Origin of the sequence: [Ruminococcus] lactaris ATCC 29176, assembly GCF_025152405.1 — a bacterium.
GTDB lineage: Bacteria > Bacillota > Clostridia > Lachnospirales > Lachnospiraceae > Mediterraneibacter > Mediterraneibacter lactaris.
In genome coordinates this window covers 180,067-201,889 of the sequence record NZ_CP102292.1, presented here as the reverse complement: position 1 = coordinate 201,889, position 21,823 = coordinate 180,067, and the positions used below count along the sequence as shown (strand labels likewise).

Here is a 21,823-nt window from a genome sequence, read left to right as displayed (position 1 = left end):
GTTCAGTGTTCTTCCTCCGGCAAATTATATCTCATGTGAACCCGACTGCAGCTTACCAGGTTTTTGCAACAAAGAAACTACGATACTCCGCACCATCTATCTCTACTGTTTCCCAGATGCAGCTTACCGGATTTTTGCAAAAAAGAAACTCCGATACTCCGCATCGTCTATCTCTACTGTTGCCCGGATGCAATTCACCGGATTTTGCAATAAAAAGAAGCAGTCCTGCATTACCAGAACCGCTTCCTCTTTTCAATCCTATTTTTTTCTATAATCAAGCTGCATATTTTTCAAGTTCTTTCTGTAATTCTTCACATTGATCCGAATACATCTGAAGTTCGATCACGTTATTAAGTCCAAGGTGCATAATGCCAAGCAATGATTTTGCATCTACCACTGCACGACCTTTTCTCATATCCATATCAAAATCATATTTTGAAACTGTATTAACAAACGCTACAATTTCCTCAGGATTTTTAAATGTAATCTGCATCTTACTCATTCTTCTCACCTCTTTATTTCCCGACTATGTAATGCATGAAACCCTTTTCATCTAAATCAGTTGGTATCATATCATATATTTCTATCTTGAAAAGGTGGAAATTCTTTAAAAAGGTGGACTATTTTAATCTATTTTATTGCATTTTTTTGCGAAATTCCGTTGGAAGCATCCCCACTTCTTCTTTAAATACCCGGCTCATATATTTGGGGTCTGAATATCCTGTTAATTCCGCAATCTGATTTAATTTTAGCTTACTGTTCAACAGCAAATCTTTGATCTTTTCTATTCTGAATTTCCGTACCGTTTCTGTAAAACTGCTCTGTGTCTCTTTCTTAAACTGCGTACTCAGATACTCTTCCGAAACATAAAGCCTGCTGGCTGTCTCTTCCAGGGTAATCCCCTCACTATAATATTTTTTTGCCATCTCGACTGCCTTACGGACCATCGTACTGAATGCTTCATTTCCCTGAAGATCCTCTTTTTCAAAATTAAAATAATTTAATAATTCTTCTATCGCTCTTCGAATCTGCTTCCAGCTCGTTGCCTGACCTATTTCAAGAATCAGAATAAGTACCTGAATTTCTGCTCCAAGCTCCCATTGGATCTTATACATATTTACGATGTTCAGACTGAAACGAATCAGACAATCTTTCAGTGTCTCGGGAAAACAAAACTGCCCCTCCAGCATTTCACATAATTCTTCAAAGCACTTTTCCAGCTCTTTTTTTCTTCCCGCCAACGTACAATCTCTTGCCCGTAATTCAAGTTCTGCAGGATATTTCAATGGAAGAAGCTCCAGTTCCCGTCCCGCTATTCCCTTCTCACTGATCAGCACACCTCTTCCAAGCGTCAGATTCCACTGCCGCAATAACGGTATTTTTGTCCGATATTGCCAAAGATCCATCATATGATCGATTCTTTTCCACACGCAGACTACATCCCCATTGAGATTACTGCATAACATAGGGACAATATTTTCCTGGAAGTATTGCTCTGCCATTTCAAATTCCGCTGTCTGATATACAATCACAAATATTTCCTGCCATACTTCCAATGGAAGAATGCAGACTCTGAATTTATTTTCTTTTTGCAGACTTCTTTTCAGCAAATGAACTGCTTCTGCTTTATTTTTTTCAAAATCTTCCCCCAACCACAAAATAAACATCCCACAAGAGTCTTCCACCGTAAATCCATAATTTCTGACTGTAATCTCATTTAATTTATTCTCCGGCTGATACTGCCCGTTCATACACCCGATCAGGAGATTCTCCACTGTAAAAGATGCATTCAGCCAATACTCATTTCTCATTTTTTCGCAGATCTGCATCAATGCCCTTTTTAACTCAAGCGGACGGATAGGTTTCATGATATACCCGTCCACGCTCAATTCAATCGCCTGCTTTGCATATTGAAAATTTTCCGTTCCACTCAAAACTACCACTTTAAAATCAAATGCTTCTGCACGAAGTTTCTTCAACATCGACATTCCATTCATTCGTGGTAATTCTATATCCATAATCACCAGATTCGGACGCAATGCACTGATCAGCTCATAGCCCGACTGTCCATTCACGGCTGTCCCTACCAGTTCATAACCGGAATCAACTTTTTGCAGGATTGACTGTATCTGCTGCAGTATTTTTTCGTCTTTCTCAATAATTACAGCCCGCACTTATCTGCCCCTTTCAAGAATCTTACTGCCTGCTTTCGTTTATCTTATCGTCTATTTCATGGTTGCATCATTCTTTGCATTATAACATATCTTCCTGTTATCAGAAAAGAAAAAGCAAAAGGACTTTGAATCCCTATATGCTCCTTTGAGATTCTGTCCTTCTGCTCTCTCTAAACTAAATTCTATTTTTCTCTCATTTATCTGCTCTCATTTACATCTGTCGCAAATGTTGATGGAGATATTTTTCTCTTGTTGCCATCCCACCTCTGATATGTCGTTCTGATTTATTCATGTCCAACACTTTTCGTGCCTCCTGTGCCAGAGAGGGATTGATTTGAAGAAGCCGTTCGGTGACGTCTTTATGTACCGTACTCTTACTTATCCTGAATTGCTTCGCAGTCTGTCTCACCGTCGCACTATTTTCTATAATATAGTCTGCGATTTCCACCGCCCGCTCCTCAATATAATCTCTCATGGAAAAGCCCCTGCATCGTTTATTTTTTACAATCTATGCAGAGGTCTGAAGATGTATGTCTGAATTGTATATTCAGACAATATCTCCTGATCATCCGCGACATATGGCAATTCATATACAGGGGGCACTTAGTTTTTCTTCCTTATCCCCCGGATCGCCAACACGATTCCCGTCCATATAATCGCCGTTCTTGCCAGCCACTCAACTTCGCCGCCAATGATATAACAGATCAGATATATGATAACTACTGCAACAATTATTTTCACAATATTATCTTTTTTCTCTTTCTCATTCTGCAGACGTTCTGACACAGCTCCGATGGTATTCTGATCTAGATTCATCTTTCTGAAAATAGCTCCAAGGACCTGAACTGCAGGATTCTCGAGCACCCGCTCTCCTCTTCCGTTGGTGATTTCTTTAAAAATTTTGGACATCCAGTTCGTATAAGTTATTCTTCTCATAAATCATATTCCTTTCTGCTGCTTCATTGCTGCCGTATTGATTCAGTCTGTATTCATTTGAGAACTGCATTTACAACTTATTTTTTTAAATAAGCTTTCAAATTTGTGTAACAAAAATAAGAACCAGATAAGAGTTCCTCATCTGATTCTTATTATCTCATTTCAGGTATCCTTTTGTACGGACACCCTTCTTTGCATTTTTAACGCTGCATCTTAGTATCTTTTTCTTTTCAGCACGGTTACAACCGCCCCTGCTGCCAGTATCATCAGTGCAAATGCTCCTGCGATCGGTGCAGTATCTCCGGTCTTGACTGCTCCGTTAGAGGATGTGCCATTTCCTTTGCCCGATCCATTTCCATTACCTGCTGTATTTCCATTATTCTGACCATTGTTGGAATTACCGTTCTGGTTATCCTTTCCATCATCAGACTTGGATTTTACAACCAGGTTGTTGATTGCATCATGAATCGCATCTGCATAAGCATCTACTTCTGCCTGCTTGGACAATGGCTGATTTCTGTCGACCTTGGCGATCGCATCTTTCAGTGTCTTCACAGTTGCGTCTGTATAAATACTCAGATCAGCCGGTACTTTTGCAAGTGCTTCATCCACTTTCGTGTAATCTGCCTTGATCATTTTCAGTGCTGCCTGTGCATTTTCAAATCTTGCTTTTGCTGCCTGGAACTCATCCGCAGATACATTTCCTGTACTGCTGTCCAGTGCCATCAGTGCATCGTAAGCTTCCTTATACTCTGTATAAGTCTCTTCTGTGTAATCTCCTGCTTCAGACTTGAACTGAATCTTATCTCTGTAAGCATCCATATCTGTTGCTCTTAATACAAGACCATCGATTGCATTGCGGATAGACTGTACTGCTTCTGCAATCTGTTCTGCTGTACCGGATGTCTTCAATGCATTCATGTTATCCGCATTTACAGTTGCTGCCAGAACTGTATAGGAATCTGTTGTATAATTAGCTGCTTCATATTTTGCTGCATCACTTAATGCTGCATTCAGTTCCACGATGCTGATAAGATTTGCTTTCGCATCCTGCATAGCACGGATATTGGCATCTGCCTTTGTCTCATCATCAATCTGGCTTTCAGCCTGTGCGATAGCTGCTTTCAGGACTGCATAGCTGTCGCTTGTGTAATTTTCCGCATTGACTTTCTTCATCTCATCAATGACTGTCTGTACTGCGGATGTATCTTTCAGTACAAGTGCTCCTTCTGCTGCCCGCAGAGCTGTCTCTGCTTCCTGTACACTTTCTGTTGTTCCATTTGCAAGAACAGCATTTGCTGCATCCAGTGCATCACTGTAATTCTTCCAGCTTGCTGCTGTATACTTCTTTTCATTTCCCTCATGCCGTTCATTGCATTCTGCGATCACGCTCTTCAGACTTCTCACATCAACTAATGCTGTAATACTGTCTGTATAAGCTGCTTTCTTTGCTGCGATCTCTGTCGGATTAACTCTTGTAGTATTATCTGCTTCGATCAGATCACTCAGAGCTTTCTTTGCATCGGTATATGCTTTGGCAGATGCTGTCGTATAATCATCTGCATTATACTCAACTCCTGCCTGAAGCTCCAGTTCAGCAAGTTCTCTTTCTACTTTTGAATACTCAAGAGCTGCTTCTTTTTCTTCAATCTGAGTCTTCAGCTTTTCTGCTGTATCCTGGGAAAGATTATCTGTATCTTCCAGTGCTGCCACAATCTTATTGAGTACAGTTTCATATGCTGTAAATGTCTTGGCTGTATAAACTTCAACCTCTCCGTCTTTCTGGCTCTTCTTCTCTGCAACTGCCCTGCGAAGTGCCTCAAGAACTGTAGCATTTGCTTTTACTTTTGCCTTACTGCATGCAGTCTTCAATGCACCTGCTGCTGTATCAACTGTATCCTGTGTAGCATACTCATTCGTTTTCAGTTCTTCAGCAACTGCTCTCGCTTTATCTACTGCTGCTTTAGAATCTGTTGTCCAGTTTGCTGCATCACTGCTTCCTGTTGCCGCAATCGCCTCATCCAGCTTTGTCTTGTCAACTGTAGCTGCTGCCTTACTGCTTGTCTTGATCATTGAAATTTCCGGAATATTTTCACCCCAGGTTACTGTTACATCCAAAATTCTTTTATCTGAAGCTACAGCAAATTCATTGATTGCCTGGCTCAGTTTACCAAGTGTAACTGCCTGGATATTACTTCCATCTTCATTTGCAATTCTTGCAGTTACAACTGCATCAGATGCTGCTCCATTCTGGATCATACGGATCGTTCTCTTTGCCTCCAGATCAGAAATGCGATAAGTAAATGATCCATTTGCTTCTGACGGCTTGTATACCGTACGGTAATCTTCTTCAAATACATTGGAAGGTACTTTTCCTTTTTCTTCGATCACGGTCGATACGATATCTCGATTTGACTCTGTAGAGATATAGGCTCCACCATTGATCTGGATCTCATAGAAATCAACCCATCTGTAACTGTATGTCTTAAGCGGTACAACTCTTAAGTAACGTCCGCTTACATTCAGCCCTGTCTGCTCTGCATACATATTTCCAGGATTCTCACTGTCATGTGTCAGAGCTGCATAATCTTTTGCTGTATCTGTATTGGCTGTATTCTCGAAAGAATTATTTCCTACAGTCAGCACTGTTGTCCAGTTTGCTGCATCAGGATCATTTGCTACTTCAAATTTTGCATAACGCAGGAAATCAAGGCTTGTCTCTTTTACATAGTAACGGATGGACTTGAAGTCGATCGTCTGTCCAAGGTCAAACACGATCTTCTTTCCGCTATCCTGCACACCTGTGATCGTTCCATATGTTGTAAGGTCTCCGTCAAAAACATTATTGACGTTTCCGCTTCCACGCATATCACGGCTTGCATCGTTCTGTGCAAAATCACTGGTTACTGTCTTTTCACCAATAAATTCATACGTTACTGTGAAAGCATCCCAGCTTACATCCACTGCTGCATCTGTATCATTATAAAGTCTGATATAACGTGCATCGGCTGCCTGGGACGGACCTGTTACCTCTGTCCACTCTACCCCATTCATAGAAGTCTGTAACTTCAGTGAAGTTCCTGTCGGACTGGTAATTCCTGTCACCGCCTTGATATGTCCAAGATCGATTCCGATATACTTTCTGGCTCCTACGCTTAAGGATGCTGCATTCAGTGATACAGTTCCTTCTGCTGCTGTTCCAAGGACCTCACAGTTCTCGATATTTGTAAATACGTTATCTTTTGTTCCTGTATTATTTACTCTTTCTGTTACCGTAAATTCTGAGAATCTCGCCCAAGTCTGTCGATATTCCAGATTGCGGATACGGATATACTGTGCAGAAAGTCCGTTTAATTCAATATCCAGTACATCAGTTCCTGAAGTTGTTCCTGTATGGGATTCATATCCCGGAACGGCTGTCCAGCTCATTCCATCTACAGATGTCTCAACTGCATATTTTACAAACTTATCACCATTGGACGGTGATCCTACTGCGATATGTACACTTTCCAATGTTGCAACCTTTCCAAGATTGTATCCAAGGAAATCATCTACATTTACAGCATCACCAGCACCTGTATTAAACCAGATAAATGTACTGTTATTTCCGTCACGAAGGAGTGATTCTGATCCCTGGTAAACACTCCAGCGATTCGGCTTCATTAATGTATAACTGAGTTCGCTGTCGTCTCCGTCATCTGTATTCTCATCTTTGTTGATCGTGATCTCATTAACCTGCAGCCATGCATCTGCTTCATTGTCTGCTGTTGCGATCAGGCGGATACCCATTGCTTCAAAATCTTCCGGAAGATTTTCTTTTGCAACACTTACTTCCTGGTTCTGGTTTCTGACACCTGCAAAACTATTGTTCATGCCTGTAAGCTCCAGATCTTTCCAGGTCTTTCCATCGGTTGTGTACTGCAGCTTTGCCTGGTCCATATGATCTTTTCCTGCTCCAAGAAGGAACCGGATATCATTGATCTTGATTGCCTTGCTGTAACTTACTCCGATATAGGTACCTGTTGTAATCTTATTCGGTGTCTTATAAATCGCACTTGTGCTGTCATCTCCGTCAAATAAGTTATCCACAGAGCCTGTCGGTGTGTCTGTACGGCTTGTGATGTATTTACGGATCACTTTGTCCGGATTCAGGGCAAGTTCAGCTTTGCCTGATACATATTCAGCCAGTTTTTTAATAAACGGAACAATATGCTGTACTCCGACTTCTGCGACTTCCTGATAATTTACATACAGGAAATCATGCGTCTTGGACTGTGCGAATGCCGTTTCTCCTTCTGTATTGTATTCCACAACTGCGGATACATCTCCGTTCAGAGAACTCTTTACTCCATTCAGGTATGCAATCGCTGCATCTGTTGTATCTTTCCAGCAATCCAGCCAGTAAACAATCTGATTTCTGATTGCCTCATTACCTGATTCTTTATACAATGCTGCTGCATCCTGAAGTGTCTGGAATTCCTGGATCAGATCATCCACATCTGCTTCTGTGACCGTTTCCGTTTCCAGTTTATCTTTAAATGCGTTGAGTTTTTCCTTCAGTTCTACTGACTCCTGAAGCTCAGTTACACGGCTGTCCATATTCTGATTGATCATATGCTTGGACAACTCTCTGAGTGCATCACTTGCTTCTGTCTCTACTGCCGAATTATGATCTACAAATGAAAATGCGTCTTCCCATGTCTGATCTGCATCGGCATCTGTATCCCAGATATTCCATGCATAGGATGCATTTGCAAAAATAGCTACTTTACTTGGCTCTGACTGCTGCATCGGGTTCAGCATGATTCCCTGAATCTTAGACGCATCAACACCACCATGAAGGAATGTGCTGTTACCACCCATGATCAGATGCTTATGTGAGTTATCTGAACAAGGCCAGTTGATCCACATGAAAGGACCTCTTCCTACATTATTTGTAAATGTAGTAGTAAAATTATTTGTAACCTCACCCCAGACACGTCCACCGGTCATAACGATCTGTACATTTTCCGGTACACTCTTCAGGGCCTGAAGTTCACTGGAACTTCCATTTCCCATATAATCATACGGAACGAACGGAAGTGTCATCTTCATATCAGGGTATTCCTGCTTCACCTCTGCCAGCCAGGTACTCATATCGTTCAGAAGTCTTACTTCATTTGCTGCTCCCGGATTTACAAAGTCATCCGCAAGAATCGCAATCTGACGTACTCCTGCATCAATTACCTGCTTAAACTTTGCTTTCAATTTTGCAAGATCTTCATTATAGTGTGCATCTGTATCAAAGCGGAAGTTATTTCCACTCGGAAATGGATGCAGGGCATACACAAATCTGCACTTGGAAGCATTTCCAGCTTCTGCAAGTGGTCTGATCTTACTCTCTAACTCTTCATCTGTATAGAGTTCATTCCATTTCGTTCTGTGTTTCGGATCATCCTTTGGTGCATAGAAATAAGCATTTAACTTATAGTATCCCCCCCATGTCATCAGATTCACACGATCCTCTGTAGACCATGGATTTCCATAATATCCTTCAATAAATCCACGGCTTACAACATCTGCATAATCTTCAATCGTAAAATTTCTGATCGACAGGCTCTCTGTCTGTGCAAGTACATGATACAGTGTCGTCAGTCCATAAAAACTTGCATCTGTATCTTTTCCCAATACAGCAATCGTATTGTTGTCACTTTTCAGGAAATAGGAATCGGTATGATCAAATAATGAAGTATCTACATGATATCCATCTACGATCTGATCATCTACTGTTCCGTCCGATCCGTAAACTCCTACATAAATGTTCGTTGCACCACTCTTTTCTGCATCTGATTCTGTCACATTCAGACCTTTCAGTTCTGCAGTCTCTTCAAGTCGTGCTTTTGTTGCATCGTCAATATCCTCATCATAAATGACATTGACATTCTTTTTCAGGATGTAGCTTCCATCCTGATACGTCATTTCCTGAGGATTCGGATAAAGCTTATATGTAACTTCTTCCGCTTCCTCAGCCTTTGCCGGTATTGCAGTCATCGGCAGAACCATTGCCACCGCCAGCACTGCTGCAAGTACCTTTTGGACTCTTCTTCCTTTCATGATTCTTCCTCCCTTGCAAAATTTAATTTTATTTAACTATTAAATAAAATCACGCAAGTATACAAATCTATTATAACATTACAAGATTTTTTTTCCTTGTCATTACCGTTACTATTCTTCCTTATTTTTGTCTAATATGGAACTAAAAATCACCGGATTTTCAGATACTTCTCTTTAAAATCCGGTGGTTTTCTCCATCTTGAAACTATTCTTTTAATATTCAAATACAGCAACGCCATAAGCAGGGAGCGGATATGCAAAAGAATATTTCTGACCGTCGCACTCTTTCTTCACCGGCTTATAGATCTCTTTTCTCTTTTCTCCAGAACCTCCATACTCTTTCTCGTCGCTGTTCAGTACCAGCTTACACTGCCTCTTCGTCGGCACTCCAACCCGGTAATCTTCTCTTGCTACCGGAGTAAAGTTGCACACAAACAAAAGATTCTTTTTCTTTCCCTTTGAATGTCTGACAAAACTGAAGATACTTCTGAAAATATCATCTTTATTGATCCATTCAAATCCGGCCGGATCATTATCCAGCTCATACAGTGCAGGATTCTTCTTATATAAATGCAGAAGATCTCTGTACCAGTTCTGGATCTGCTGATGTGGTTCTTCTGAAAGAAGGAACCAGTCCAGTTCTCTCTCCTCGCTCCACTCACGCAGTTGTGCAAACTCCTGTCCCATAAAAAGAAGCTTCTTTCCCGGATGTCCTGTCATAAATGCATATGCTGCCTTGAGATTAGCATATTTGTCAAAGCCTTCTCCCGGCATCTTATTCAGCATGGAGCATTTCAAATGAACGACTTCATCATGCGAAAGAACAAGGATATAGTTCTCCGAATATGCATACTCCATGGAAAATGTCATCATATGATGTGCATTTTTCCTGAAATACGGATCCAACTTCATATACTCTGTAAAATCATGCATCCATCCCATATTCCACTTCAGGCTGAATCCCAGTCCGTCATCCTCCGGGTTTCCTGTAACCTTTGGCCATGCAGTGGATTCTTCTGCGATCATCATCGTCCCCGGATTTCTTCCAAGTACAACAGAATTAAGATGCTTGAAAAACTCAATCGCCTCAAGATTCTGATTGCCACCATACTTGTTTGGGACCCACTGTCCGTCCTGCTTTCCATAATCAAGATAAAGCATGGATGCCACTGCATCGACACGCAGTCCGTCCACATGGAAATGCTCGATCCAGAACAATGCATTTGCAATCAGGAAATTCCGTACCTGCGGCTTTTCATAATCAAAGATCTTCGTTCCCCAGTCAGGATGCTCTCCCTTTCTCGGATCTGCATACTCAAAAGTCGGTGTTCCGTCAAAATCAGCCAGTCCGTGAGCATCCTTCGGGAAATGTGCCGGAACCCAGTCAAGAATCACACCAATCCCATTCCGGTGCAGATAATTGATCATATAAGCAAAATCTTCCGGTGTTCCATATCTGGAAGTCGGTGCATAATAACCGGTTACCTGATATCCCCATGAGCCATCAAATGGATGCTCCGCGATTCCCATCAGTTCTACATGCGTATACCCCATCTTTTTCACATATTTTGTAATCGCTTCTGCAAATTCACGATAAGTATAAAATCCCTCATCTTCCCTTCCCGGATGCCTCATCCAGGAACCCATATGCACTTCATAGATGGATAACGGATTTTCTTTATTATCCCATTTTTTTCTGCTTTCCATCCAACGGTCATCCGTCCATTTTAAATGAGAAACGTCCGTAATCCTGGAAGCAGTTCCCGGCCGAAGCTCTGCATAATTGGCAAATGGATCTGCCTTATAGATCAGCTCTCCGCTCTCTGTCTCAATACAGTATTTGTACATCTGTCCGTCTTTCGCTTCCGGTACAAAAACTGTATAGATTCCTAATGGCTCCTGCCGCTCCATCCTGTCCGCTGCAGCATCCCATCCATTAAACTCTCCGATCACTGAAACACTCTTTGCATGTGGAGCCCATACTGCGAAATAAACACCCTTTTTGCCTGCTGTCACTTCATGTGCACCAAGCTTCTTATAAATCTCATAATGATTCCCCTGCCCGAAAAGGTAGTGATCCAGTTCTCCTATCTCATAAGGCTGCAGTTTTTTCACTGCCTTCTTCTTTGTAACCATAAATCCACCTCACTGCTCGAATTCTTTCATTGCTTGGGATTTTGCTCCCAACATCATAGCATCATTATACTTGATGTACCTGAAAAAAGAAAGAGAAAACATATTTTTGCACAAAAATAGACAGCCTTTCCCAAGACTGTCTATTAATTCTGACTAAATTTTGTCGTTAAATGTTGAAATCTCGTTCGGAAAGAATAATTCTGTCCGACGAATCTGTATTTCTTCCGAATACTCTCTTCACCAGCTTCTTGGCTGAAGCTTTCTGTGAATGTGCGATTGCCTTATCCATTACTTCTTTTACTTCCGCAACAGTTACTGAATGATCTTCTCTCTGAAGAGAATCAATGCAACTGTAAAGAGCAAGAATACCCATTTCATCAATCTTGTAACCATTCTCCTGGGCATAAGTCTGACCAAATGTTACAAGCTCATCATTAATGAAGATCGGCACTTCCAGACGGGAAGTAAACTTTCTCCTGAACTCACGGTTGGAGGAAAGCAGACGATCTAACGGCTTTCTCTGTTCCTCAAGCACGATCAGAAGTTCTCCTGTATCACGCTCCATTGCCCTGTTCAGCTTGGCGACTGTCTTTTCATTCATCTTTCCTGCTTTTTCAATGATCAAAGCACCACCGTATAATTTATCGAAAATATCTCCGATCTTTTTCTTATTCAGGGACTCTCCTGTCACGATTGCTACCTTACCCTGACGGATCTCTCTCTGCTTCTGGATTGCTTTAACTACATCTACTGCAAGAACAGTCTTGCCATTTCCTTTATCTCCAATAATCAGGAGATTTCCTGTCTTCGACGTTCCCTTCCGGTTTGTACAGTTCTTATCCTGCTCCAGAACATCTACTAACTGTTCGCTCATGCCACGCACAGGAACAAAATAAGAGAATAATTTCTTCTGTTCTTCTGTCAGGCCGGCTCTTGTACCGATTCCGCTCTGAGTTTCCAGATCATATCTTCCATGTACTACAAATCCTGTATCCATGGATAATGCATCTGAAATTTCATCCAGTGGCAACGGAGAAGTCTTACCTGTAGCGATCAGCTTTGCAGTTTCCTTTCTGCTCAACGGTGTCGTAGCCGACATGATATCAATTCCATCATCTTCGTCCGGAATCTCCCGATCATCCGGCTCTTCACTGTGCTTCGGATCTACCTTGAATTCATCTTCAAAATCAGGTGCATCTTCCTCGTCCGGTTCTTCGTCCGGTTCTTCTTCGTCTTCATAGTAGAATTCCTCATCATCTGCTAACTCATCATCATCCGATTCTTCATAATAAGCTTCATCGTCATCTTCATATTCGTCATCATAGATTTCATCTTCATACTCATCTTCATCATAGGATGTATATTCATCTTCTGAATCGTCGTCTTCGTAAGATTCATACTCATCTTCTTCTGAATCGTCGTCTTCGTAAGATTCATACTCATCTTCTTCTGAATCGTCATCTTCGTAAGATTCATACTCATCCTCTTCTGAATCGTCATCTTCGTAAGATTCATACTCATCTTCTTCTGAATCGTCGTCTTCATAGGACTCGTACTCATCCTCTTCATCCTCTGACTCTAAGAAGTCTTCATCTTCAAATAAATCTTCGTCTTCCTCCGGCAGATCATCTAAACGGAGAGATTCTGTCACTTCTCCCATATTTTCATGCGGTTCTTCCGGTGCTTTTTCTATCTCTTTTTCTTCTGGCAAAGACTCCTCTGCCGGAACTGCACCTTCAATTTCATCAATCAGCCGCTGAATATCAGGAGACAGGATTGGAGTATCTTCCGTAACCTCGTCTTCCGGCTCTTCTTCGTATATTTCCTCAGCATCCGCCTCAACGACATCTTCTGCTGATTCTTCAATCGGCTCTTCCTCGGCATCTTCTAATATATCTTCTGCTTCGTCTTCGTCCGGTTCTTCCTCGTACGTTTCTTCTACCGACTCATCATATACTTCTTCCTCGGCATCCTCAAGCAACGCCTCTGCTTCTTCCGAATCCCAGTCAGATAAAATCTCTTCAAAACTCAGCTCCTCTGCATCCGCTTCTTCAAAGGATTCTGTATCATCTTCCCAATCCTCAGCAGGTGAATCCTCCAGGAAGTCTTCCGCTTCTTCCATATCGAAGATCTCTTCTTCCGGTTCAGCCGGTTCTGCATCAGCAATTTTTTGCAGTTCTTCTTCTATTGTCCCTGTCTGTGTTTCTTCAATCGGCTCTGCCTCTTCGACTTCTTCTGCCTCTTCTTCAACCGGTTCTGCCTCTTCGACTTCTTCCGCCTCTTCTTCAACCGGCTCTGCTTCTTCGACTTCTTCCGCCTCTTCTTCAACCGGCTCTGCCTCTTCGACTTCTTCCGCCTCTTCTTCAACCGGCTCTGCCTCTTCGACTTCTTCCGCCTCTTCTTCAACCGGCTCTGCCTCTTCAACTTCTTCCGGCAGCTCTTCTGCCACCAGATCTTCAAGATCCAGCTCTTCTGCGTCATCTTCCGTAATATCTGTTGTGATTTCTACAGGGATCCGCTCTGTCTTATCTGCCGCTTCTTCTGATACTTCTCCAGGAATAAGTTCCTTCATTCCGATTGGCACATCACCTGTATGCTTTTCCTGTGAAATCTGATTTACCATATCAAGATCCACGACCGACTCAATATCACCGATCGCACTCTCAAGATCAGAAATATCCGGCTCTTCATCCTCTGCCGCAGATACTTCCGGCTTGCGATGCAGTAACTGCTCCAATGCCTCATCCAGCCGCATTGTATCACCGATCTTTTTCTTTTCCGGCTTACGGACTGGTTTCTCTGAACTTTCTTCTTTTCCTGTATCCTGCTGTCCAATACTCTCAGGAATATCCTCAACCGGCTCTTCTGAAACAGCCTCTGAATGCTCCGTTGCTGCTTCATCCAAATGATCTTCCGGCTCTTCATTTTCTGCAACATACGTCTCAAGATCCGGAATCTCTTCCGTCTCACCGCCATTTTTTTCAAATCTGCGATTATACTTTTCCTGCTGCGAAGGTGTCAGTGGCTTATACTGCATCTTCAATTCCATTGCTTTATATACATATTTGCCTTCACTGAACCACAGGATCAGATCATCACATTCTTCCAGACATTCTGCCGTCATACCTGCTTCCTGATAAAGCTTTGCAAGTTCAAACGCCCATTCTTCAATATATTCTGCCTTCTTAAACTCTTCCAGTGCTTCAATCTGCTGCTCTAACGGAGCCCGCTGTGCCCGTAAGATCTGGTATCTCAGAATATGTCTGTTCGGATCTTTTGGTGCTAACTGCACAAACTCATCATAAAAATCTATTGCTTCATCTACATTCCCCGTCTTCAGTGCAAGAGAACTCAGACGATACAATACCTTCCGGCTTCCTTCTGCCCGATGATAAGCAATCTGCAAAATATCATAGCTTTTCTGATATTCACCGGTCTTTTCATAAATATCACTTACATTCGCAAGCATCATGGCATTGCGAACCCTTCTCCAGTCAATGGAGTCAGCAATCTCCTTTGCTTCCCCGTATTCTTCATTTTGCATAAGCTCTATCATTCGCTCTGACAGTTGCTTATATTCATATTTGTCCACCGCATTCACCTCATTATATTAATGTTTATTCGGTAACTCAAGATCTCTTCATGTCAATTTAACATAAGGCGATACTCTTTCATTAGTGTACCATACCATCTTCCCAATGTCAAAAAAATGCACCTCCAACTACCCTTGAAGATGCATTTTTTATAATATTTAATTTTCTCATTATTTTTATTTTATATTCTGGATCGAAGGTAAATCCTGATACGATTCCTGTAAGACCATTTTTCTTTTACAGCTACTGTTCCATGTTCCTTTACACATCGTTCAGTTCTGTATGTGGTAACTTTATTCAATATATCTGCAACTGCTTTATCTTTTTATTATGAATCTGGTCTTGTATTCTCTCCGTTCCATTTATTTTCATTCTTAATTTTTACCAGATCTGCGAATTAACTTTTGCTCAGGTCTCTTTCTTCACAGGAACCTGCAATCGCCGTACCACTGACATATTGATGAAATTCTGAAACTATACTGTCCATTGGTCCAACCTCCTGTTATCCGTTATTTTTAATCTAATCAGGCATCCGCTTCTTGTACCTTCTTAGTTAAATATCTTTTTTTGATGGTTTTATCTTAACACCCGGGCTTCTATTTGTCAATATATTTATCCGTTTTTTTCGTATTTTTTATTTATTTTTATTTTTATATATAATTGTTTGAATTTTCAGTTAATTCGTTCTTGCATATCTACGCCTTAATCCTCTGCTGTCAGCTTTTCTTTTACTTTCAAAATTCTTCTGACCGATTCATCAATTCTTTCTTCTGTTAAAGTTCCATTCTGAACAGCCTCTAAAATTCCCTGATATGCCTCCTGAAAATTTTCCGGCATCAAAAGCATATCCCCACCAGCCTCTATAACTTTAACCGAGACCTCTGCCGAAGAATAATGCTGTGAAATTGCCCCCATATTCAATGCATCCGTAATTACAATTCCATCAAATCCCATTTTTTCTCTTAATACATCCGTAATCATAATTTTAGACAGGGAAGAAGGCGTATTGTCTCCTGTCACATTCGGTACTGAAATATGCCCTGCCATAATAATGGCAATATGATTTTCAATGGCATTCTGAAAAGGAACCAGTTCCTGCTGCTCCAGTTCTTCCAACGACTTGTCTGTATAAGCATATCCCTCATGTGTATCTCCGGCTGTTGCCCCATGCCCCGGGAAATGCTTGATTACTCCATACACATTTTCCTCATGCAGCCCATCCAGTACTTTTTGCGACAACGCAGCAACTTTTGCACTGTCATTTCCGAATGATCTTTTTTTAACAACTGTATTTTCCGGGTTAGTAAGAACATCCCCTACCGGTGCATAATCCAGATTGAAACCTAATTCTGCCAGATAATTGCCAATCGTCTGTCCTATTTCGTAAGCTCTTTCCTCATCTGTAACTTCGCACATATCTTCAACAACAGAAACATTCGAGATTCCGCTGCCTGCAACTCTTGCTACAGTTCCACCTTCTTCATCTACACTCAGAAAAATCGGGATTCCACTCTGCTCTGTACTGTACGACTGCGTAGTGTGAAGCATATCTGATAATTGTTGTCTGTCCTCGATATTCCCTGCAAAATAAATCATGCCACCAACCGGATACTGTTCCAGGCATCTTTTTGTCGTGTCTCCCGCTGCCGTTACCTTTCCCATTCCGGTCAATGCTTCCGGCGTAATGATAAATAACTGAGCCACTTTTTCTTCCAATGTCATCCCGGAAATTTTTTCTTCTACCCAGTCAGGCTTCTTCTGTTCCTTTTTATCGGTTGTAGTCTGCTCCACTTTTTCCGTCTTCCCAGCGTATTTTCCGGTTGGGGAAGATTCTTTCATATTCACAAATTTAATACACAATATTAATAGAAAGGCTGCAGCCAGCAGAAAACTTCCGCCGACCACAGCAATAATTTTTTTACTCTTCATATTTAATTCCTGAAATTAACAAATTTCCGCACCTGCAGGCATCTCTTTCTCCGGTGTCATCAGTGCAAAATTTCCATCTGCATCTTCAGCACAGAGCAACATTCCCTCTGAAAGAACTCCGGCAAGCTTCGCAGGTTTCAGGTTGACGAGAACCATAACCTTCTTTCCTACCATCTCTTCCGGCGTATAATATGCCTTAATTCCTGATACGATCTGCTTTACCTGACTTCCGATCTTTACCTGGGAGCATAAAAGTTTTTTCGACTTTTTGACTGCTTCGCAGGCGATGATCTCTCCTACCTGGAACTGCATTGCACCAAACTGCTCGAATGTGATCTCTTCTTTTGGCTCAAGATCAATGACTGCTTCTTCTTTCTTTTCTTCTTTTTTCGGATGAAGTTCCTCTACTTTTTTCAGAACTTCTTCCAGATCCATTCTCTGGAACAGAATTTCCGGTTTTTCTGTCACATGACCATTTCCAAGCTGCTCAAGGATCTTTTTGCTTGTAGATGGCATATATGGCTCAAGAAGTCTTGCACCCTCTGAAATACCCTGGATCAGATTCCATAATACAGTAGACAGACGATCTTTCTTTGACTCATCTTTTCCAAGTACCCATGGTGTAGTCTCATCAATATATTTGTTGCAGCGTTTAAACAGATTGAAGATTTCTGTGATCGCATCTGCCACACGCAGATCTTTCATCTTTTCAGCTACTGCCTTTGCAGTATTCTCTACGACTGCCTTCAGGTCAGCATCCACTTCTTCTGCCACGCCTGTATCTGTCACTGTTCCGCCAAAATACTTATTTGTCATGGAAATTGTACGGTTTACAAGGTTTCCAAGCGTATTGGCAAGATCTGAGTTCAGACGCTCTACCATCAGCTCCCAGGAAATCACTCCATCGTTCTCAAACGGCATCTCATGGAGTACAAAGTAACGAACCGCATCCACTCCAAAGAAATCAACCAGCTCATCCGCATAAAGCACATTTCCTTTAGACTTGCTCATCTTTCCGTCTCCCTGAAGCAGCCACGGATGTCCAAATACCTGCTTTGGAAGTGGAAGATCCAGTGCCATCAGGAAGATTGGCCAGTAGATCGTATGGAAACGGATGATATCTTTTCCGATCAGATGAAGGTCTGCAGGCCAGAGTTTGTTAAACTGCTCAGTACTATTTCCCTCTGCATCATATCCGATTCCTGTAATATAGTTTGTCAGAGCATCCAGCCATACATACACAACATGCTTTGGATCAAAATCAACCGGGATTCCCCACTTAAATGATGTTCTTGATACACACAGATCCTGCAGTCCCGGGAGAAGGAAGTTATTCATCATCTCATTCTTACGGGATACCGGCTGGATAAACTCCGGATGCGTATTGATATGCTCGATCAGACGATCCGCATATTTGCTCATTTTAAAGAAATACGCCTCTTCCTTTGCCGGCTGCACCGGACGTCCACAATCCGGACATTTTCCGTCTACGAGCTGGGACTCTGTAAAGAATGACTCACATGGAGTACAATACATTCCCTCATAGTGTCCTTTATAAATATCTCCTTTATCATAAAGTTTCTTAAAGATCTTCTTTACCTGCTTTTCATGATCCTCATCTGTTGTACGGATAAACTTGTCATAAGAAGTATCCATCAGATCCCAGATTCTCTTGATCTCTCCTGATACCTTATCAACAAATTCCTTTGGTGTAATTCCTGCTTCTTCTGCCTTCAGCTCGATCTTCTGCCCATGCTCATCTGTTCCCGTCTGGAAAAATACGTCATATCCCTGACTTCTCTTATAACGTGCGATCGCATCTGCCAGTACGATCTCATAAGTATTACCAATATGCGGCTTGCCGGATGTATAGGCGATCGCTGTTGTAATATAATATTTTGGTTTTTCTGACATAATTGTCTGCCTCCTTTTAAAAAAAATACCGTCTCCCTGAAGACTTTCATCCTCAAGAAGACGGTTCTGTTTCACCGCGTTACCACTTCTCTTCGTTCCCACTTCACAGTGAAAACCTCCGTGAGTGACCTGCATCCCTCTGCTGCCACTCCTACGCTGTAAAGGGCGAACCCTTTGCAGACTTACCTGAAAGCTCATCTGCACTGCTCAGGAGCCATCTTCCCCTGCCTCCTGTTCATCCCCTCTCAGCCAACAGAACTTTCTTAAGTTCTCCCGGGGATCTCTCTGTAAAACGGTAATCAGGCTACTCTCTCCATCCTTGCTTTTCTACGCTATTCTGCTTTTCGCAATCCTTAGAAAGCGTAGCACACCGCCTCAAAAATGTCAATTCAATCTTTTTGCTTTCTCTTCTTTCTACTGCTTTTTCACTCTCGGGAACCGGATATTTACCCGGAACAAATCTCCATCCAGATACAGGTTGAAAGTTCCGCCCTGCATCGTTGTCAGGCTCTGTGCGATCGACAGTCCAAGTCCGCTTCCTTCAGAACTTCTTGAAAGATCTCCACGGATAAACCGTTCGGTCAGTTCATCTGCCGAAATGTTCAACTGATGTTCAGAAACATTTTTCAAAGACAGATCCACCGTATCTTCTTCCAGCTTCAGATCCGCGTATACCCTTGTTCCCGGCATGGCATACTTGGCTGCATTTCCGAAAATATTCTCCAGAACTCTCCACATTCTTCGCCCGTCTACATGAACAACCGCAGGTTCTGCCGGCAGATTGACGATCATTTTCAGATTCCTTGCCTCAAACTTCTCAGCCATCTCACCTTCCGTCTGCTGGATCATCTCCACAAGATCTACATCCATATACTCCAGAGAAATATTCCCACTGCTTACCTTGGATGCCTCAACAACGTCTTCCGTCAGTGTCTTCAGCCTCTGTGCTTTCGCCTCCAGTATATCCAGATAGCCCTGGATCTTTGGATCTGCAATATCCGACTGCTTCAGGATCGCTACATAATTAATGATCGAAGTCAACGGTGTCTTGATATCATGTGATACATTCGTGATCAGATCCGTCTTAAGACGCTCATTTTTCATTGCCTCTTCTACGGCCATATGGAATCCGTTGGCAATTCCATTGATCATCTCTGCCAGCTTTAAGTTCTCACCTCTTAAGCCTTGCAGCGGGATCTGATATTCCATATTTCCCAATGCAATTTCTTCAATACCTTTTTTCAGTTTCTCCTTGAGTAATAAACCGTTCAGGACAACATAAAATACACCCACGTCTGCCAGTAACACCAGAAGCATTGTAACCCCATTCCTGAACAGCACTGCAATTCCCTGTACAAGGAAAAATCCACATAACAGAAGCACTGTCTTTGTCGTCTTCTTCCGGTTATCATATATTTTATAGATGAACCGCACAATCACTCTCAACAGACTGTTCTTCCACAGGTTTCGTCCCTTGATCCGCTTGATCAGACTCACGTATCCCATAAAGAAGCAGCCCAGTGTAAATACTCCATAAAAATAAATTTCTGCCAGCTCTGCAATACTCAATGACGGAAGATATAAACTTGCTGACATATATGCTGAAGAAACATCCATTCCACGAGCATAATAATACTCAAAATAAGTACCTCCATCCTTCAGATAAGTCGGAATATCATTGATCATCGTATAGATATTTCCATTCCAAAAATGAATCCCGATATAAGAACCAACGATCCATATCAGTACGATCAGCACCGCTGCAATCTCTGTCTTCCAATGATCAAAACCGTTCAGGTGCAGTTCTTCATCTTCCGCAGTTCTTCCTGCCTCCAGTGTCAGCCAGATTGTTGCCCCAAGGAACAGGATAATGCTCAGAACCAACAGCCATGTTGTTCCTTTAAAATACGGGATATTATTATCATAAGCTACCTTATTCTGATAAAACTGATCCTGGATCGTATAAGTTGTATCCACCGCAACCGCAAATACGCTGTTCCATTTCTTTTCACTGCTGTAACTGCGGAGTTTTTCCCATTTATCCGATTTCGATACATTCATATTACTGTTAAAATCTTTTAGCTTTGGATAAATGACCATATATTTAACATCTTTCTCCGAGATCAGATTCTGGACATTTTTCTCCAGCTCTGCATAGTTCTCGTAAGAAGTCTTATTCGTCACTACCTTTTTCGTGTCATTATTCGCATAAATGTAAGTAAAGTTTGTATTGCCTTCCTCTAAATGTTCAAATCCCATCTGATAATTCTGATAATCTGAGTAAATATTCCCCAAAGTATACGCAAGATCATCATAAATGACGGACAGTTTGCCATTCAGACGCGGACTGTTATTCACTACCTGCAAAAGGTTTTCTGCTCCCTGCGGTGCATATTTTTCGATTAATGCACTTCCAAAATTCCAGCAGTCTGTGTACAGGATATTTCCTTCCATGTCCACAATATCAAAATTATAAAAGCCTGAAGATGTATACTTACCGTTCTGAAGTTCCTGCAGAAATCCGTCAACATCACTCCCATCCTGCATGATAATATCAAATACTCCCGACTCTACCCGTGTCATGAAATCACTCGTATAGTAATACTCATATGTCCCTTCAGGCTTCTGACATACGATCACACTGTTCTTCGCATAATTATCGCTCTCTGCACTGTCAAAATCTTCTCCCCAGTTGATCAGTTCCTCCAGTGAATACGCAATACCCGAAACATTTTCTCCGTTGGCAGTATCATTCTTGCTGTACTCCATTACGTCGATCTCTTTGTTCCGGTTCATCATCCCATCTGTCTCAAAAAGATTTTCCAGCCGGATCTGCGTAAGGACATCATCCATGTAATTTTCAACCATGTAATTAAATTCCTGCGATTCCTCAAATGGCTGTTGGCTCATCGTCCATAAGGACGGCAGATCTGTGCTTCCTGCAAGATTCATAAGAGACAACAGATTCGTTATCAGCATTGCACCGCTGAGAATCGCCACAATAAGAACGATCGCCTTTACACCTGTCTTTCTGTACCACTTATTCAT

At 41.9% G+C, this 21,823-nt stretch carries 10 protein-coding genes; all 10 read right to left on the bottom strand.

The window, feature by feature from the left end:
• Nucleotides 1-274 precede the first annotated feature (274 nt).
• Nucleotides 275-502 carry an HPr family phosphocarrier protein gene (locus tag NQ541_RS00935; RefSeq protein ID WP_005611127.1) on the bottom strand — a complete coding sequence of 76 codons (228 nt, stop codon included), beginning with the start codon at nucleotides 500-502 and terminating at the stop codon, nucleotides 275-277.
• A 133-nt stretch (nucleotides 503-635) separates the two neighbouring features.
• Nucleotides 636-2,174 (bottom strand): response regulator transcription factor, encoded by a 1,539-nt coding sequence (locus tag NQ541_RS00930; protein ID WP_005611128.1) that lies wholly within the window; start codon nucleotides 2,172-2,174, stop codon nucleotides 636-638.
• Between the two features lie 211 nt (nucleotides 2,175-2,385).
• Complete coding sequence (gene spoIIID, locus NQ541_RS00925; RefSeq protein WP_005611129.1) at nucleotides 2,386-2,649, bottom strand: sporulation transcriptional regulator SpoIIID; 264 nt, start codon at nucleotides 2,647-2,649, stop codon at nucleotides 2,386-2,388.
• A gap of 128 nt (nucleotides 2,650-2,777) precedes the next feature.
• Nucleotides 2,778-3,110, bottom strand: a complete 333-nt coding sequence (locus NQ541_RS00920; RefSeq protein WP_044940677.1) for a hypothetical protein — start codon at nucleotides 3,108-3,110, stop codon at nucleotides 2,778-2,780.
• 213 nt (nucleotides 3,111-3,323) lie between these two features.
• The gene (locus tag NQ541_RS00915; protein WP_005611133.1) at nucleotides 3,324-9,203 is read right to left on the bottom strand and encodes a beta-N-acetylglucosaminidase domain-containing protein; all 5,880 of its coding nucleotides are present in this window, start codon (nucleotides 9,201-9,203) and stop codon (nucleotides 3,324-3,326) included.
• Between the two features lie 213 nt (nucleotides 9,204-9,416).
• Nucleotides 9,417-11,339 (bottom strand): 1,4-alpha-glucan branching protein GlgB, encoded by a 1,923-nt coding sequence (glgB, locus tag NQ541_RS00910; protein ID WP_005611135.1) that lies wholly within the window; start codon nucleotides 11,337-11,339, stop codon nucleotides 9,417-9,419.
• Nucleotides 11,340-11,505: 166 nt separating this feature from the next.
• Nucleotides 11,506-14,940, bottom strand: coding sequence for an ATP-binding protein (locus NQ541_RS00905; protein ID WP_005611136.1), 3,435 nt, complete (start codon nucleotides 14,938-14,940; stop codon nucleotides 11,506-11,508).
• A 694-nt stretch (nucleotides 14,941-15,634) separates the two neighbouring features.
• Nucleotides 15,635-16,861: a glycoside hydrolase family 3 protein gene (locus NQ541_RS00900; RefSeq protein ID WP_005611139.1), complete on the bottom strand. Its 1,227-nt coding sequence runs from the start codon at nucleotides 16,859-16,861 to the stop codon at nucleotides 15,635-15,637.
• A gap of 15 nt (nucleotides 16,862-16,876) precedes the next feature.
• A complete protein-coding gene (gene metG / locus NQ541_RS00895; RefSeq protein WP_005611141.1) occupies nucleotides 16,877-18,910 on the bottom strand; it encodes a methionine--tRNA ligase in 2,034 nt (677 codons plus the stop codon).
• Nucleotides 18,911-19,189: 279 nt separating this feature from the next.
• Nucleotides 19,190-21,823, bottom strand: coding sequence for a sensor histidine kinase (locus NQ541_RS00890; RefSeq protein ID WP_005611144.1), 2,634 nt, complete (start codon nucleotides 21,821-21,823; stop codon nucleotides 19,190-19,192).